Genomic DNA, 15,519 nt, shown 5'->3' with positions numbered 1-15,519 from the left:
TTCTATAGTGCGTCCTACGCTCATCCTCCCGCAACGCGGCCTGCTCCACAAGATCAAGGTAGGTATCAGTATCTTGAATAGCGCTGGGATTACACCAGAAATTCGCAATGGAGACGTCTGGATCTGCCAGAAGGCGTGCAGCACCACCGATGTGATCCTCATCCGGATGGGATAAAAGGAGATGCTCGATCCTGTGACACTTGTTATCCGTAAGTGCGCTGATCACAGGCTTGCCGCGCGGTATATCAACGATTGCACTTCTAAGACCATCTCGGATGATGGCACAATTTCCGTGGCCCACATCAACGATGACTACTTCAAGTGGCTTCGTCGTGCCACCTGTGACCGTGCCAGCCGATATCATCCTGTAGGAACCCCCGGCCCCATTCTAAAGTCGCGAAAGTACAACTCGCCCGCTGTAGGGGCATAGATATTCACTTCGGCGCTGAGTCGTTTACCCACGAGGTGGTCGATCGGTGTATCCAGGTACTCCGTAATCATCGACGCCGGCACGTCAATAGTAGTGCGTGGTTGCCAGGCCGTGACTACACACTCCGCGACTACCTCTTCGGGCCCGTACCGACAATCCTGCACACGCACGATGACGCGGTAAGGCTTGCGTGACTCGATGTATACTCCCCGGCATTCTTCCTCTGCGAGAGAAAAAGCCTGCGCCAGCCGTTCTGGATCGCTATCCGCCCCTCGACTCAACAGCATGGGGATTTCAGACCGCCATCGCCGGATGCTCGAATTCTCGTCACTATTGGCATAACTAGTGAGAAGAACTGCCGGAATCTTCCTGCGATTGCTCTTGGCGACCACTTCGGCACCATAATAGGATACGTTGCCTCCACGCCCTAAGCGGTGATCGCAAAGCACGGCAACTGCTTTGTCTTCAATTTCCGCAAAGAGCTCGTCTAACGACGTCGGGATGCGAGAAACAGGAACAGGAGTGAAATCGGCTTCCTCGACGATCCATCCTGTCGTGCGCCTGTTTACCTCTTCATCCTCAATGATCGCGATGGGATCGCCAGGCCGGAGCGGACGATCCAGCACGTTCACTATGGTTTTCTCCTACATTCCTAAGTGGCAGTAAAACGAAATTTACCGGGCTTCAGGATAGCGACGTGACGCGCGGAAGCTCGACGTTGAATTCTGCACCGCCCATTTCCCCTACAGGCTTGGCGAAGACTTCGCCCTTTAGATCTCTTGTGGCATCCCTAACTATCGTTAGACCGAGACCTGTCCCATCCTCGCGCGTGGTAGTTCCTGGCAGCCAGATATCATCAATTGAAAGCTTTGATGTATCAATGCCCGGGCCATTGTCCATCACGGTGACAAAGACCGAATCTGGACTGAGGTCGGTTTTGATTACAATCAGCCTTTCTGATGTGCCCCCGGCATGTGGCTGCGTGAAGATGTACGTAGCGTTGGCAAGCAAGTTGGCCAGGATGGCTTCGATTGCTGCGACAGTTGCCTTTACGGGAGCTCCGCCTTCAGCCAATTGCAGCTCAACAGCAATATTCGCACCATCAAGATGCGGGCCGAAGAGTGCGACAATGTCGGCAGCAACCTCGTTGACATCAACGACCTTGGGTCGCCGCTTTCTGCGCTGCAACAGGCGCAATGGAATGTCAGCATAGGTTCGTAGGGAGTCCGCGGCTCGCCGGACTGTTTCTACAGGCTCAGAAAGATTCTTCGCATAGTCATCCTTCAAAAGCCGTGCCGCACGTCGAGCGATGACGCTGGAAGCCTGATCGATCAAGTCCACGGGTTGCTTCGTCTCATGCGCAAAAACAGCGGTTGTGGTTCCAACCGTGCTGAGCGTTCGGTAGAGGAGAAGATCGTCCTCGACAGCTCGAACTTTCTCATCAAAAGCAGACCGCAAGAAGTTCGTAGCTTCCAATACCTCTCTGCGCTGTTGCGGAGGAAGCTTATTGACAGTGTCTTGAAGTCTGTTAATGGCGTTCTCGACTTTGTCTCCGGCCTTTTGTTGCTTCTCTCCCTTTTCCTTTTCGCGGCGCCGCAAGAGTTCTTTCGCGGCCCAGTCCAAGACGTTGCGCCCAAAACGCGCTAGTTCAACAAACTCAGGTGTTTCGAGAAAACCTGTCCGGTCAGTCTTGGGGGTAAGACGTTGCTCCTCGTCTATGACGCTGACGCGCCCCACGGAAGTATTCGTGCCAGGACGCAACTCGGGACTGCGTACCCTACGCAGGTTCATGTCCAGCCAGTCATGTCCCTCATCACCGTAAGGGTGCACTCGCAGATTTCGATGATAGAGGTGCACGCCTCCGACAGACCGGAGCCAGTTCCTAACCTCTGACACCTTATGCCTCGACCCGCGTATAGCGAATGCATTGGCGCTCAGATTAAATGTCCACAGCTCGAACTGAGCAGCTGGCGTGAAGTAGGCAAGGGGAGAATCCCCGCGCTCTGATCCTGCAGAGCTCACCGCACTATGTCCGCCACTGGCGATCTTCTCGCCATGCCAGTCATAAAGGGTGGCGGAGGCGCGACCATCATCATTCAGTTCAGCGACAATTCGATATTCTGCTTCTTCAAAGAATGACTGATGAACGAGACTGGCGAGCTTTTGAAACTCAGGAGCATTCAAGTCAACTCGGAAGTCAGCTGGCCCGGGGAAGGGGCCGGTCAGCAAGACCAGAGCTCTTGCCAATCGTTCAACGTCTTTTGGCTTGAATGCCGTGGTGAGATCGTCGATCTCAATCCTTGTGCCCGGCTCTGCTTCCGTTGGCATTGTCGTTATAGTGAGTTGCACGTCCTCGACTGCTGCCACAGCATCAAAGCTACGCCAGTCGATTTTCAGCACGTGTTGCACACCTGGAGTAACGCGCGGGCGCGTCGTGAGCGTCACATAGCGACCAAGCCTCAGAGCAGCTAGGCGACCAAGACCTTTTTCCCCAACCTTTCGACGTCCGTTACTCGTGAGCGTCGATTCCGCTTTCGATGATTTCCCGAGAAGTAACCATCCACTGACAATGTCGTCCTCGGTCATTCCGTCACCGGTATCCGTGACGACAATCCGACCGCCACGAGTTTCAACGGAGTGCATTTCCACGGAGCAAGTTGGCGCATCTGCATCGTAAGCATTGCGCACCAGCTCGATAACACCCAAGTCGGGGTGTGGAACGAGTTCCTCGCCTAAGCGGCGCAAGATTTCTGGAGAGAACCTCAGGCTTGCCATAGATGCCACGAAACATCCTCACCGCGCGCGCCGACACGTCCTGCCAGGAAGAGCAGTAGCGGAGATAGTACCCTTACGGCCTTCCGCTCAACAGGCCTTCCCCAGTCAGGAGTTGGAACGTGGACAGCCCGTCAGGCAGTGCGGCGTACCTAGAGCACACAGCCCACATCGATGGGGTACTTGGAAGCCTCCATACCAGCGGTGAGCTGGCACGTACGCAGGTTGACAGGCTACTTGACGGCCACTCAGCGGCGGAGCTCAGGCGCTTGGTGCCCCTGAGCTACCGCCGGCAGGTGGGTGCCTTTTTCACGCCAAGCAACCTTAGGGCAAAGGTTGCTGAGGTGCTGAGGGCCATCCCGGCCGACTCCATCCTTGATCCAACCTGCGGCGCGGGTGACCTGTTGCTGGCGGCTACTGAAGACATGCCCATCGGTTCAACGCTTCTTGAAACGCTCGCAACCTGGGACGCAAAAATTTACGGATGGGACTTGCATGCAGAGTTCGTCGAAACTGCTCGTCGCCGAATCTTGCTCTCGGCTCTCAAGCGGCATCACGATGTTAACGGAAAATTCGAGCAATTTTCCAGGCCGTTGGAATACTTGAGTAATATCGAGCAGGGCAATGCGCAAACCCGGGCGCAGGCGCAAGTCGATGCTGTAGTTTTGAACCCACCCTTCACTCGTGTACACGCTTCGAAGGACTGCAGCTGGGCTCAAGGGAAGACATCAAATGCGGCATTTTTTTTACTGGACTCTTTGAGGCACATTAAACCTGCGGGCCACATAGTCGCCATCTTGCCGGATTCGCTGCGCAGCGGTTCGAACTTCACCAAGTGGCGAGCAGTTGTCGAGTCTCAAACCAATGTGACTCATGTTGAGCGCCTCGGAGTCTTTGACCACCACACCGATATTGATGTCTTTTTGCTTGTTGCGCAACTCCGCGGAACTGACCCAGTTCGACGTACTGCTTCCTGGTGGAGTAAGCCGCCAGCCGGTGAGGCGGTAGGGAATCTATTCGAGGTTCGGGTAGGCACCGTGGTCGACAACCGGGACCCCCACGAAGGCCCAAGTATGCCCTTCCTGGTAGCGCGTGACCTTCCCGGCACTGGTCGAATGAGCACTCCCACTCGACGGCGGCAATTTGGTGGGCGCCTTTTCAAGCCTCCCTTTGTAGCAATCAGAAGGACATCCCGTCCTACTGAAGGTTCTACCTTACGCGCTGCGGGAGTGCTCATCACCGGTAACGAAGAAGTGGCTGTCGATAACCACCTTTTGGTGGCAAAGCCACTGAAGGGAGGGATAAAAGCGTGTAACGCACTGATCAGGCTGCTGAACTCCCCGCTAACGAACGATATACTGGACGATCGAATCAGTTGTCGACACCTCACCGTTTCGGCGATTAAAGAGATTCCGTGGAGAGTCACGCAGAAGAATATTTCATGAGCGTTTGTCCGTTTTTGTGAATCCCTCCTGTCGGTGCCTGCGGAAGCTCGCTCCTTGAGGCTTGTCCTCGCTCTGAGGGTCCGCAGGTGGGTACGGTCAATGTCGTGTCTGGCGTGCGTCGGGTTGGTCACCCGTGGGCGTGCGTCGGTTGATCGCGCGCGACTAGGGGAGCTGGTACGGGCATGGCGGTTGACGCTGCTCGATCGGAAGAGGGGTTCACCTCGGCGGGGGCTGCGCGGGTGATGGCCGCCGCGTGCCGGGCTGCGAGGCTCGATGACAGAGGCGCAGAGCTGATCCGTCTCGGGGAGAACGCGCTGTTTCGGCTGGCCTCTGTGCCGGTGATCGTGCGCGTGGCTCGGGGGGAAGAGTGGCTGCCCAAAGCCCGCACCGAGGTGGCCGTGTCGCGGTGGCTGGGAGAGGAAGGGTTCCCGGCATCGCGCATCATCGAAGACCTGGAGCAGCCCTTCTTGATCGATGGCCACCCCGTGACCTTCTGGCATCTGATCGTCGAAGGGGAACGCAAGGCGACGTACGGGGAGCTGGGCGGGGTCCTGCGTGATCTGCACTCGCTGACCCTGCCGGACGGGCTTGCCCTGCCCTCGTTCAACCCTTTCGACAAGCAACAGCTACGGCTCGACCGGGCCGTCATCCCGGACGACGACAAGGTCTTTCTGCGGAAGCGTTGGCGCGAACTGCTGGACAAGTACGAGGAGTTGAGGTTCGAGACGCCCAAGGGGCCGGTGCACGGAGATGCCCACGTGCAGAACCTCATGGTGGATGATCAGGGGCGCGTGATCCTGATCGACTTCGAGGCCTTCTGCTTCGACCACCCTGAGTGGGATCTCATGGTCACGGCTGTCGAGCACCACAGCCTTGGGTGGCAGACCGACGACCAGTACGCCGACTTCGTCGCCGGGTACGGGCGCGACCTGTACGACTGGCACGGCTACGAGACGCTGCGGGGCATCCAAGAGTTCGGCATGACGACGTGGCTCATGCAGAACGTGCAGGAGGATGCGGAGACTGCGGCCGAGTACCGCCGGCGCATCGCTGGTCTGCGGAATGACGATGCGCCTCGGGACTGGCGGCCTTGGTAGTTGCTACTCGTCGTCCTCGTCCAGGCGGGTGAGCGCATCGTGGACCTTCTCGTTGAAGGCGGCCACGGTGGGGTTTGCTGCGTGCACGCTGACCTCGTTCTGGAAGTCGGTGACGTAGCGCTGGAAGCGGTTGGACTGGAGGGAGTCGCCGCCGTCGACTGCGAGGCTTGCGGTGGTGATGGCGGCTTCCAACTCGCCGTTCAGTAGCTGGCTTTGGGCGAGGACCATGCGGCAGAAGCCCAGGGTGCGGGCGTACTTCGGGTCGGTGCTGTCTACGGCGCGCTGGGCCTGGGCGACGGCGTCGCGGCGCATCTTGAGGTCGCGGAAGCAGTGGCAGAGTTCACCCATGAGTTCCGCTTCGTCGAAGTAGCCGAGCCATGCCGGGTCTTCGCCCGTCTCGGCGCGTTCGAAGTGGCGCTCTGCTTCCTTCATGGCGCGGGCTGCCGCGATGCCGTCGCCCGCGTTGGACAGGGCGCGGGCCTCCATGGCCGAGTTCAGCGCCATGGCGCGCGGGGTGGCCCGGCCCTTGGCGCCATAGACGGCAGCGCGGGCCAGCTGGATGGCTTGGGCGTGGTTGCCGAGGTAGTTGGCCTGGTGGCTGAGGTTGCCGAGGATGCGGGCGCCGAACATGCGGTCGTCGATGACCTGGGACAGGCGCAGCGTGGACGTCAGGTAGCGGTGGGCGAGCCGGTGGTTGCCGACGTCGTACGCGGTCCATGCGAGCAACTGGGAGATCTCGGCAGCGGCGCCGTATAACGCGGTGCCCACCTTCTCGCTGAAACTCGCGTCCAGCAGGGGCAGTACTTCGGCGCGGAAGTAGTGGCGAAGTGCCTTGTGGCCGTGGCCTCCGCCGTACTTGAAGTCGAGCTGCATGAACATCCCGGCGGCGTCTCTGATCGCGCGGACGTCGCGCATGCCTACTCGTTGGTGAGCGGGCCTGTCGGCCTGGATGCCGTCCGGGCGCGCGATCATCCATGACAGGACGGCGGAGCTGATGTCCGCGTCTGCCACGATCAGTTGGGCCGACGCGGGGGCGTCGGCGTGCTCCTGGGTGACGCCGTCCAGCAGGGCCAAGAGGTCGGGGACGGTGCTTGGGTAGCCGATCGGCTCGGGCGCTGTTGCCTTGGTGTGGTCGAAGAAGCCGAGATCGCCCGGCGTGATGCGGCGCCCAAGTTTGGCGGCGAGAACGTCCGCCATGAGTGCAGCCGTTTGGGGCCTGATGCCTGCGCCTTCGCGCCAGCGCTTGACGGCGACGTGTGTTGTTCCCAGGTCCATGCCGCGGTGGGCGGCTTCGTCCGTCATGCGTTTCGCGAGGCCCTTGTTCGAGACGCCTGCCTCGTCCATGACGGCGATCAACTGCGCGTTCGGCTCTCGGCTCATGCTCCCCTGCCAACCCGAGAATGACAGCGAGTGTTCATCGTGTCACAGCAGTATCGCGCTGGGGGTTCATTCGCGAACCCCCTTTGTCTTTGCCGGTGTTCACGTGAACCCCCTGGTGAACTCTCCCGACTGGGCTTCCTGCGCCGTTCACTGGTCTGCACAGATCGACGGGCTACAGAGTCCGTCAGTGTTCGGGAGGGAACGCGGTGGAAGCACAGCAGAGCAAACACGCAGCGAACACCCCGACAGTGTGCGCTTCGCGTCGGTCGATCTACGACCCGGCGAACGGGCACTTCCGTTCGCTGACGGTCTATGCCGAGTCGCCGGACTGTGCCAAAGCCGCGCGGGACATGGTCAGTTCCTATCTCCAGACCTGGGGACTGCCGCATGCCGTCGACGCCGCACAGCTCGTCGTGTCGGAACTGGTCGGCAACGTGGTGCATCACGCGGTGCCCGACGACCGTCTGTCACAGCCGGGCGCCGGACGGCGCATCGATGTCACCTTGATGACGTGGCCTGAAGTGCTGGTTCTCGGTGTCACGGATGAGGACTCGACACCCCCTGACCTTCCGCCCGGCGACTTCCCTTCGCCTCAGCTGGCAGGCGGCTTCGTCGAAGCGATGCTGCCGGACAGGGGACGCGGGCTGTTCATCGCCCAGCGGTTGGCGGAATCAGTGTGGTGGTCGCCCGGGACGAGAGGCGGCAAGACCGTGTGGTGCCGCTTCGATCTTGATCAGTTGAGGGCCGAGTACTTGGCCTGACAGGCGCCGGGCCGCCGCAATGTCGTTGCTCTGCTCCCTCGCGATCGGGAGCGGGCGGCGGCCCGGTCACAGGTCGGAGTCTGACCACTCCGGCCGAAGGGGCGCGGCTCCTCGGACGTCCCCGGGGGCTCCCCTCCCGAGTGAGGGGCCGCGCTTCACATCCCAAAAGAGGCCGGGCCACCCACTGCCCTGGTAAGCGAAGGGTGGCCCGGCTGGGAACACGGCGGTTCCCGGTGCCTGATGGTACCGGGGCCGTCGTGCTGCGTTTCTGCCCCGGTGCAAGGAAATTGATGATCCGTTACCTAGATCGAGGCAGAGGTGGACAAGGTGACTGGCTCCGGTGAGGACTGGCTGAGCGACGGGCTCGACGTGACAGGCGCGGACTCGTGTCTCTGGGTGTCTGGCGTCGACTACATCGCGGGTTGGCGCGAGGCGCGTGAGGCTGCCGATCGGTTTAACCGGGCGCTCCTGGGCTCGGGCTTCGAGCTGTCCGCTGTACGCGCTGTCGCCTCGACGAACGAGGACGGCCGCGGGGTCGTCCGGCTGACGGGATGGCCGGATGACGTGGACCGGCTCTCTCAGCTTCTGGAGACACTCGCGGACGGCAACGGCGGTGCGCGATGAGTCGCCTTTTCGCTGGTGAGCGGTGCACGTGGGCACGTCGCCGGCCGCAGAGACTTTGGGCGGTAGCTGCCATGGGGCGAGTGAACAGGGGGCCTTACGCTCGCCAGCGGATCGGGCAGTCCTTGGAGCTGCCCGCAATAGCCCGATCGGCCCCCTGTTCTTCGAGGCTCGCCCCATGGGAGCTGCCTAAAGTCTCGGAGGCCGTCGACCCCCAGCCCACCGCGCCCCGGCCTGCGACGGCCGGTCGACGCTTCGACTCCTCCGGCGTGCTGCGGTGTGGGGCGCTGGCCGACCGGACGGGACCGGCGGCCACGCCGCACGCCCGGCCGGGGCGGCCGGGCGACCCGGCGCGCCGCAGGCGCGCCCTTGAGGAAGTGAAGGCGGTTTCGACCGATGGCCGTTGGCGCTCAGGCTCGGGTGCGTCGTGCGGGCTGCTTGTCGGCGGTGATCCGGTAGGCGAGTTCGGCACGGTCCGCGCCGACGCGCAGCTCTTCGAGGATCAGGGGGCGGTCGTCGGTTCCGTGCGCGATGCGGGCCAGGTGCAGGATCGGGGTCGCGTCCGGGAGGCGGAGCGTGGTGCGCTCGTCCGGCAACGGCATGCGGGCGCGGACCGTCTCGGACCACCACAGCTTGTGGCCGTCCTGGCTGAGCAGCGAGTAGATCGCTGCGGGGCGCTTGCACGGTTCGTCGGCCAGCGGGGGGATGCCCTCGGATACTTCGAAGGGGATCAGGGTGCGGTGCATCGCGCGGGTGCCCGTGGCGGCATCGACAAGGAGTCGGTCACAGCCGAACAGGGCCTCTTCTTCGCCGAGTTCGAGCAGTCGGCCGGTCGCCTTGGTGGTGTGCGTGCGGTAGGTGCTCGGTTCCTCGGCCTCGTCCCAGACGTCGCCGTCGGGCATGGCGAACCGGCCGTCCGATGCGCGGCTGATACAGCGGTCCAGGGTCAGGGAGGGCTGTCCGTCGGAGCGGACGAAGCTGCCCTTGCCGTGCCGGACATCGATCAGCCCCTCCGCCCGCAGAGCCGCGATGGCGTTACGGACGGTGGGACGGGAGACGCCGTAGCGGGCCATCAGCTGAGCCTCGGACGGCAGCAGAGAGTCGGGCGCGAACTCGCCCGAGAGGATCGCTTCGCGGATGGCGGCGGCCACCTGCTGGTACAGGGCTCCGGGGCGCTGGATCTCCGACATGGCGGCATCTCCGGGTTGAGGTCGTAGGCACGTCGCACGCGCGACATCACTCGTCAGCATAAGTAGTTGCGGACTCGCCGTACAGAACTTCATAGTCATCACTCGTAAGGACAAGTGACGTCAGCATATGACTGGCGTCCTGACTGGCCAGGGAGGCCAACGAAATGCAGTCCATACCCGTGGACACGGCGCGACTCGGCGTACTGCGGTGCGCCATCGCGCCCGAAGCAAAGCTCACCAACCCCGAGACACAGGAGGTGAAGAGGGACCGGGACGGCAACCCGGTCTACACCGTGGCCGTCACCGTGCGGCAGGACGGGCGGCGTATCTCCGTCATCGAGATCGCCGTCAGCGGTCAGCCGACAGGCATCGAGGAAGGGCAGATCGTCAAGGTCACCGGGCTGACCGCCTTCGCCTGGCAGATGGGCGACCGGCACGGCCTCAGCTTCCGCGCCGACGCCATCACCCCCGTGCAGGGAACTCCCGCACGCGCCAAGGGCGGTGACGCATGACGACCGGACCGATCATCTTCGCGTTCGGGCTCGCAGTGCTGGCGTGGGTGCTCATCGTCGGTGACCTGCTGCGCAGGCACCGTCCTGCCTGGCACTGGTACCTCGCCGGCTACCCGGTCACCGCGTGGCGGGTGCTGTTCACCTGGCGCAAGGTCGCCATGCTCAACGACCTGTCGGTGTCCCGCCGCCCGCCGCGCGGGCTGCTCGGCGACCTGGTCGTCAAGGGCGATCCGGTGCGGCCGGTGGCACCGCGCGCCTCGTTCCCGCGCGCCACTCGCCTGGGCCTGACCGTGACCGTGCGCCTGCACGCCGGGCAGACCCCGTCGACGTACATGAAGGCGGCGGACGCGCTCGCCCACGCGTGGAGGGTCCACGCCGTGCGGGTCACCTCGCCCGAACGTGGCCTCGTGCTGCTGACGGCCACGGGCAGTGATCCGCTTGAGCGGCCCGGCTTAGCCACGGCTCCCACCGAGCTGCTGTCGGCGCTCATCGGCGCACTGGAGACCGGGGGCGCCTGGGTGATCAACCTGCGGCTGGTGCCGCACTGGCTCATCGCCGGGGCCACCCGCTCGGGCAAGTCCACCCTGCTGGCCCGGCTGATCACCCAGCTTGCGCCGCAACCGGTCGCCTTGGTCGGCGTTGACTGCAAGGGCGGCATGGAACTGGGCCTGTTCGCCGGGCGGTTGAGCGCGCTGGCGACCTGCCGACGAGAAGCGGTCGCCGTCCTGTCGGCGCTCGTCGTCGACATGCAGGACCGGATGAGTGCGTGTCGCTCGGCGGGGGTCCGCTCGATCTGGGAGCTGCCGGACAAGCTGCGGCCGATACCCGTCGTCGTGATCATCGACGAGATCGCGGAACTGTACCTGTCCGACGGCACGCGGGAGAGCAAAGCAGAGGCAGAGCAGTGCTCCACACTGCTGCTTCGTCTCGCCCAACTCGGGGCCGCGCTCGGGCTGCACCTGGTCGTCGCCGGACAGCGGGTCGGCTCGGACCTCGGGCCCGGCGTCACCGCCCTGCGCGCTCAGTTGGGCGGTCGGATCTGCCATCGGGTCAACGATCCCGGTACGGCCGAGATGACCTTGGGCGACCTGAACAAGGACGCCGTGGCTGTCGCCCAGTCGATCACAGCAGAGGAACGGGGCGTGGCTGTCTGCACCGGTCCGGACGGCGGCTGGAGCCGTGCCCGTTCCCATCTGACGCCGACGGATGAGGCCGTGGCCACCGCCCGTAAGTACTCCGGCATGACTCCGCAACTGCCCGCCGTGGACCGTGCCCTTGCGGCACTGGAAGGAGACGACAAGTGATCAGCGAAGGTACGGCGTTCACGTTCGCGGTGATCTTCGGGATCATCACCGTTCTCCTCGTCCGCTCCCGCGATGTGCGCGCCTGGGAAGCGGTCTGCGTCGGCCTCTTCGGCGTCTACCTCGGCCATACCCCCGTGGTCTTCACCGTCCACGGGCTCGTGACCTGGGTCATCAGCGGCTTCTCCCACACCTGAGCAGAAGGGACCGAACCATGCCCATGCCTCGCGTGAGGTGCCCCCACTGCAAGGGCGACGGAGCCCGTAGGACGTGGACCGGACGGCTGCGGCGCTGCCGCGTCTGCCGGGGCACCGGAACCATCCGCTGACCTTCACCCCGCCCCGACCACGCAAAGGAGCGATCCCCATGACCGACACCGCGCCACCACCCATCCACCGTGCCGCTGCGGCGGCCCACCCCGGAAGGTCACCACCATCACCCCGGAGTTCACTCCGGCTGACAGGCGCGCCGCCCTCGACCGCGCGGCGCGCCTGCGTCAGCTCTCCGAAACAGACCGCGACGCCCTCCGCATCGCCCAAGACCCGAAGTTCCCCCGCTGGCTGGAGCAGATCGCCGCAACCGGCGGCTGCGCCCACCCCGTCCACCTGTCCGGCTCGACCACCACCCTGGACGGCACAACCGGCGAGATCATCCGTCACTACGACACCCGCGACGAACCGGGCGAACGCCTCTCCGTCCGCTGCCGCAACCGACGCGCAACCATCTGCCCTGCCTGCTCCCGCCTCCACGCCGGAGACACCTTCCACCTGGTGCGTGCGGGCCTGACCGGCGGCAAGAACGTCCCCACCACCGTCCGCCAACGTCCCCGGCTGTTCGTCACGCTGACCGCGCCGTCCTTCGGGCCGGTCCACAGTGCTGGGGACCGCTGCCGCCCCCGGCGGGATGGCGATACATGCGAACACGGCTGTCCCCTCGGCTGCGGCGCCATCCACGCCCCGGACGCGCCCGTCATCGGCCAACCCCTCTGCGCCGACTGCTACGACTACCCGGCCCATGCGCTCTGGCACGCACACGCAGGCAAGCTGTGGGACCGGTTCGTCATCGGCTTCCGGCGCCAACTCGCCACCTCCGCAGGCCTCGTACAGTCCCGCTTCGGCCAGCACGCGCGGCTGTCCTTCGCCCGCGTCGCCGAATACCAGAGGCGCGCCGCCGTCCACGTGCACGCAGTGATCCGCCTCGACGGTCCCGCAGGGCCAGACGACGACCCCCCGGCCTGGGGCACCGTCGAGCGCCTGGCCGACGCTGCCCGCGCGTCCGCCCGGCGGGTCTTGGTCCACACGACCTACAGCCCGGCCGTCGGTGAACTCGCCCTCCGCTGGGGCACCCAGCTCGACGCCCGCCCCCTGCGCACTGGCGGTGACGGACCGGACGACGATGCGGTGGCTGCGTACGTGGCCAAGTACGTCACCAAAGGCGCCAGCGAGACCGGCGCCGGCACCGACTACCGGCTCACGACCTGGCACGACATCGACGCCGCGCCCGTGAGCGAACACGTGCGCAACCTCATGCGTACCTGCTGGCGTCTCGGCGGTCTGCCGGAGTACGAACCGCTGAACCTGCGCACCTGGACCCACACACTCGGCTACCGGGGCCACATCCTCACCAAATCGCGTGCCTACTCGACGACATACGCAGCACTCCGCGCCGAACGCGCCCACCACCTCGGCCACGCCGACACCCCCGACACGGTCACCGATCGGCACTGGCGCTACGTCGGCTCCGGCCACACCCCCGGCGCCGCCCTCATCGCGGCGGGAATCGCCGAAGACCTCGCCACGAACCGCGAGACCGCCCGCGCAGAACGTGAGGCGCCCCGGTGACGAGACGCCACAGCGAGCAGTGGACTCGGGCCGTCGAGCGGCAAGCGGCCAAGTTCCCCACGCGGATAGGGCCGAAGAGCGCTGCGCGACTCGCGCGGCTCCTCGGCCCGGATCGGAAGGGGTAGGCATCTTCCTCATCCTCAACGCCCTTGTTGCCAAGCCGTATTGGACAAGAAGCGCAACTGAGTTCTACCTTGGCTTGCATTAGCCCACACGAGTGAAGATCGGTAACACTCTTGACGAGGGGAGCGCTGTGAGCAAGCTAGCTTGTTGCGCCAGGCCCATCCCGCTCTGTGCCCCTTTGCGCATAGTCATATCCCTGTGAAGGACGGGCTCCGGTAGCGGAGTCTCGGGGCGGCTTGATCGTCGGCCATTGGCTGACAGCCGCCGGGGTGGAGAGTGAGTCTCCATGGTCACCGTGGGCTGGGTTTCGGCGATCACCGTCCTCGTAGGTGGTGCCTTTCTGGTCCTCCGGTACGTCTGCGGTCAGTTGGTCAGTCTCAGCACGGACCTGATCCGCGTCATTCGTGCATTCCGCAAGGTTCGTGAGGAACTGAAGAACAAGGCCGATAGGCCACCAACTAAGCCAGGCTCGCAGCGAGGTGACGAGACCGAGGCTGTCTAACCCGGGAGGCCCTCACCATCACGGTGAGGGCCTCCCTCTTGAACGCTTGGGTGACTAGCGGCTACGGGGAGCCGATTAGTCCAGCGGGTTCGGCTTGATGTCCACCCGATCAGTGTCGAACCCCCTGCCCAACCTCGTCGGCGGACGGACGACCACCGCGGCGAACAGGAACCGATAGATCGCGTTCATGCGCGCGTAGTCCTCCTCCTTCTCCAGCCTCTTCCAGTTGGCCTCGGCGTCCGGTCCGGCGATCCCGTCCAGGACGGCGATCGGACGTTTGATGGTCTTCCGCTGCCGCTCCTTCATCCGTTTGAGGATGGGCGCACGCATGGATTGGAAGTCGGCTGTCGTGAAGTCGTCATCGTTGAGCCAGAGCTGTTTCAGCTCCTCCAGCTTCGCCCGGTCCTTGTCATCCGCGAGTACGTCGACCTCGGGACGCGTGGTCGTGGCGGGCTCGTAGCCCGAGGTGTCCAGCTTGGTCAGCACCTTGATCGCCACGTCCCGAACGAATGCCTCCAGCGGTTCGGCCGAGACGGAACGGTTGCACTTCTGCTGGTCGGTGTTGTCGGCGCGGGTGCACCGGTAGTAGGCGTACCGGACGCTGTTCGATCCGCTCATGCGCGCTCCGCACGCGCAGGTGACGACCCCGCGCAGGAGGTAGTTCCGGATCGGCCGATTCTTCGTGTCCTGGTGCTGCTGGGCGCGGTATTCCTTGAGCCGCTGTACCTCGTCCCACTGTCCACGGTCGATGATGGCGGGCCAAGTCCCTACGGCCACTTCTTCGCCCAGGTGGAAGCGCAACCCGGCCACGAAGTGGGATGAGAGTAGATGGCGAACGTTTTCGGGGTTCCACGCCTTGCCCTTCGACGTGGGGATGCCGCGCGCTGCAAGGTCCTGCGCTATTCGGTTCGGTGACTCTCCGTCCAAGTAGCGGCGGTAGACCTCGCGGACGATCTCCGCTTCCTCTTCGACGATCGCGCGGCCGTCGCGGGTGTAGCCGTACGGACGGTTGCCCACGTGCGGTTTGCCTTCGCGGGCCTTGTCTTTGAGAGCGTCCTTGAGGCGGCGCGACGTGTCATCGGAGGAGCGGCAGGCGTGGGCCACCTCGATGCGGAGGATGAATCGGTCGTCGGGGTCCGACAGGTCACGCCGGTTCGCCTCGCCGTGCAGCAGGATGCGCTTGTCGTCGGCTATGGAGAGCAGCTCTTCCAGGTCCCTGGGCTGTCTCATGAGGCGGTCGGGGTGGTAGACGATGACGTGCCGGATCTCGCCGTCCCCCATCGCCTTCAGCATTTCCTCCCACCCCGGCCGCTTCCGGTTGCGCTGCCACGCCGAACGGTTGTTGTCCACGTAGACATGGGTCGGCTCGACGCGAAGCTGAAGCCGTTCGGCGATCTCCCGGCACATGCGCTCCTGGCGGTCGACGCCGGTCTGATCCTCGTCCTTGGTGTGAGAGATCCGGCAGTAGATCGCTGCGGGCTCGCCGGGGGTGATGGCGGTCTTGGGTAACTTCGATCGGCTCATGACAAACACTGTATGAGCCG

At 64.0% G+C, this 15,519-nt stretch carries 13 protein-coding genes; 8 read left to right on the top strand and 5 right to left on the bottom strand.

Annotated elements, in window-relative coordinates; genetic code table 11:
• Positions 1 to 360 precede the first annotated feature (360 nt).
• Both KCH48_RS22605 and KCH48_RS22600 read right to left on the bottom strand, forming a co-directional pair.
• The gene (locus tag KCH48_RS22605; protein ID WP_210576497.1) at positions 361 to 1,062 is read right to left on the bottom strand and encodes a hypothetical protein; all 702 of its coding nucleotides are present in this window, start codon (positions 1,060 to 1,062) and stop codon (positions 361 to 363) included.
• Positions 1,063 to 1,114: 52 nt separating this feature from the next.
• Positions 1,115 to 3,205: a sensor histidine kinase gene (locus KCH48_RS22600; RefSeq protein ID WP_246885723.1), complete on the bottom strand. Its 2,091-nt coding sequence runs from the start codon at positions 3,203 to 3,205 to the stop codon at positions 1,115 to 1,117.
• A gap of 293 nt (positions 3,206 to 3,498) precedes the next feature.
• On the opposite strand from KCH48_RS22600, the gene KCH48_RS22595 reads away from it, so the two are divergent.
• Positions 3,499 to 4,647, top strand: coding sequence for an N-6 DNA methylase (locus tag KCH48_RS22595; protein WP_210576495.1), 1,149 nt, complete (start codon positions 3,499 to 3,501; stop codon positions 4,645 to 4,647).
• A gap of 182 nt (positions 4,648 to 4,829) precedes the next feature.
• Entirely contained in the window at positions 4,830 to 5,744 is a 915-nt protein-coding gene (locus KCH48_RS22590) for an aminoglycoside phosphotransferase family protein (protein WP_210576494.1), read from the top strand.
• Between the two features lie 3 nt (positions 5,745 to 5,747).
• Here KCH48_RS22590 and KCH48_RS22585 read toward each other — a convergent pair whose 3' ends face one another.
• Positions 5,748 to 7,124, bottom strand: a complete 1,377-nt coding sequence (locus KCH48_RS22585) for a sporulation protein (protein ID WP_210576493.1) — start codon at positions 7,122 to 7,124, stop codon at positions 5,748 to 5,750.
• Positions 7,125 to 7,330: 206 nt separating this feature from the next.
• Here KCH48_RS22585 and KCH48_RS22580 point away from each other — a divergent pair, with 206 nt between their 5' ends.
• On the top strand, positions 7,331 to 7,885 hold the full coding sequence (locus KCH48_RS22580; RefSeq protein WP_210576492.1) for an ATP-binding protein: 555 nt from the start codon (positions 7,331 to 7,333) through the stop codon (positions 7,883 to 7,885).
• A 327-nt stretch (positions 7,886 to 8,212) separates the two neighbouring features.
• Positions 8,213 to 8,509, top strand: coding sequence for a hypothetical protein (locus tag KCH48_RS22575; RefSeq protein ID WP_210576491.1), 297 nt, complete (start codon positions 8,213 to 8,215; stop codon positions 8,507 to 8,509).
• A gap of 407 nt (positions 8,510 to 8,916) precedes the next feature.
• Here KCH48_RS22575 and KCH48_RS22570 read toward each other — a convergent pair whose 3' ends face one another.
• Positions 8,917 to 9,696 carry a GntR family transcriptional regulator gene (locus KCH48_RS22570; RefSeq protein ID WP_210576490.1) on the bottom strand — a complete coding sequence of 260 codons (780 nt, stop codon included), beginning with the start codon at positions 9,694 to 9,696 and terminating at the stop codon, positions 8,917 to 8,919.
• A 164-nt stretch (positions 9,697 to 9,860) separates the two neighbouring features.
• Here KCH48_RS22570 and KCH48_RS22565 point away from each other — a divergent pair, with 164 nt between their 5' ends.
• From KCH48_RS22565 to KCH48_RS22550, 4 genes are all read left to right on the top strand, one after another.
• Positions 9,861 to 10,208 carry a hypothetical protein gene (locus tag KCH48_RS22565; protein WP_210576489.1) on the top strand — a complete coding sequence of 116 codons (348 nt, stop codon included), beginning with the start codon at positions 9,861 to 9,863 and terminating at the stop codon, positions 10,206 to 10,208.
• On the top strand, positions 10,205 to 11,512 hold the full coding sequence (locus KCH48_RS22560) for an FtsK/SpoIIIE domain-containing protein (RefSeq protein ID WP_210576488.1): 1,308 nt from the start codon (positions 10,205 to 10,207) through the stop codon (positions 11,510 to 11,512). The genes KCH48_RS22565 and KCH48_RS22560 overlap by 4 nt, the downstream gene beginning before the upstream one ends.
• The gene (locus tag KCH48_RS22555) at positions 11,509 to 11,706 is read left to right on the top strand and encodes a hypothetical protein (protein WP_210576487.1); all 198 of its coding nucleotides are present in this window, start codon (positions 11,509 to 11,511) and stop codon (positions 11,704 to 11,706) included. The genes KCH48_RS22560 and KCH48_RS22555 overlap by 4 nt, the downstream gene beginning before the upstream one ends.
• Positions 11,707 to 12,000: 294 nt before the next feature.
• The gene (locus KCH48_RS22550) at positions 12,001 to 13,350 is read left to right on the top strand and encodes a replication initiator (protein WP_210576573.1); all 1,350 of its coding nucleotides are present in this window, start codon (positions 12,001 to 12,003) and stop codon (positions 13,348 to 13,350) included.
• 700 nt (positions 13,351 to 14,050) lie between these two features.
• On the opposite strand, the gene KCH48_RS22545 is transcribed toward KCH48_RS22550, so the two are convergent.
• Positions 14,051 to 15,499 carry a recombinase family protein gene (locus tag KCH48_RS22545; protein ID WP_210576486.1) on the bottom strand — a complete coding sequence of 483 codons (1,449 nt, stop codon included), beginning with the start codon at positions 15,497 to 15,499 and terminating at the stop codon, positions 14,051 to 14,053.
• Positions 15,500 to 15,519: the final 20 nt, after the last annotated feature.

It is taken from the genome of Streptomyces sp. GESEQ-4, assembly GCF_017948455.1.
Taxonomy (GTDB): Bacteria; Actinomycetota; Actinomycetes; order Streptomycetales; family Streptomycetaceae; genus Streptomyces.
This window is presented reverse-complemented; position numbering and strand designations above follow the sequence as displayed.

What these genes read in the sequence shown, in the direction of transcription:
- KCH48_RS22565 (WP_210576489.1), top strand. Translation starts at nt 9,861, where the DNA reads ATGCAGTCCATACCCGTGGACACGGCGCGACTCGGCGTACTGCGGTGC.
- KCH48_RS22560 (WP_210576488.1), top strand. Translation starts at nt 10,205, where the DNA reads ATGACGACCGGACCGATCATCTTCGCGTTCGGGCTCGCAGTGCTGGCG.
- KCH48_RS22570 (WP_210576490.1), bottom strand. Translation starts at nt 9,696, where the DNA reads ATGTCGGAGATCCAGCGCCCCGGAGCCCTGTACCAGCAGGTGGCCGCC.
- KCH48_RS22585 (WP_210576493.1), bottom strand. Translation starts at nt 7,124, where the DNA reads ATGAGCCGAGAGCCGAACGCGCAGTTGATCGCCGTCATGGACGAGGCA.
- KCH48_RS22545 (WP_210576486.1), bottom strand. Translation starts at nt 15,499, where the DNA reads ATGAGCCGATCGAAGTTACCCAAGACCGCCATCACCCCCGGCGAGCCC.
- KCH48_RS22590 (WP_210576494.1), top strand. Translation starts at nt 4,830, where the DNA reads ATGGCGGTTGACGCTGCTCGATCGGAAGAGGGGTTCACCTCGGCGGGG.
- KCH48_RS22600 (WP_246885723.1), bottom strand. Translation starts at nt 3,205, where the DNA reads ATGGCAAGCCTGAGGTTCTCTCCAGAAATCTTGCGCCGCTTAGGCGAG.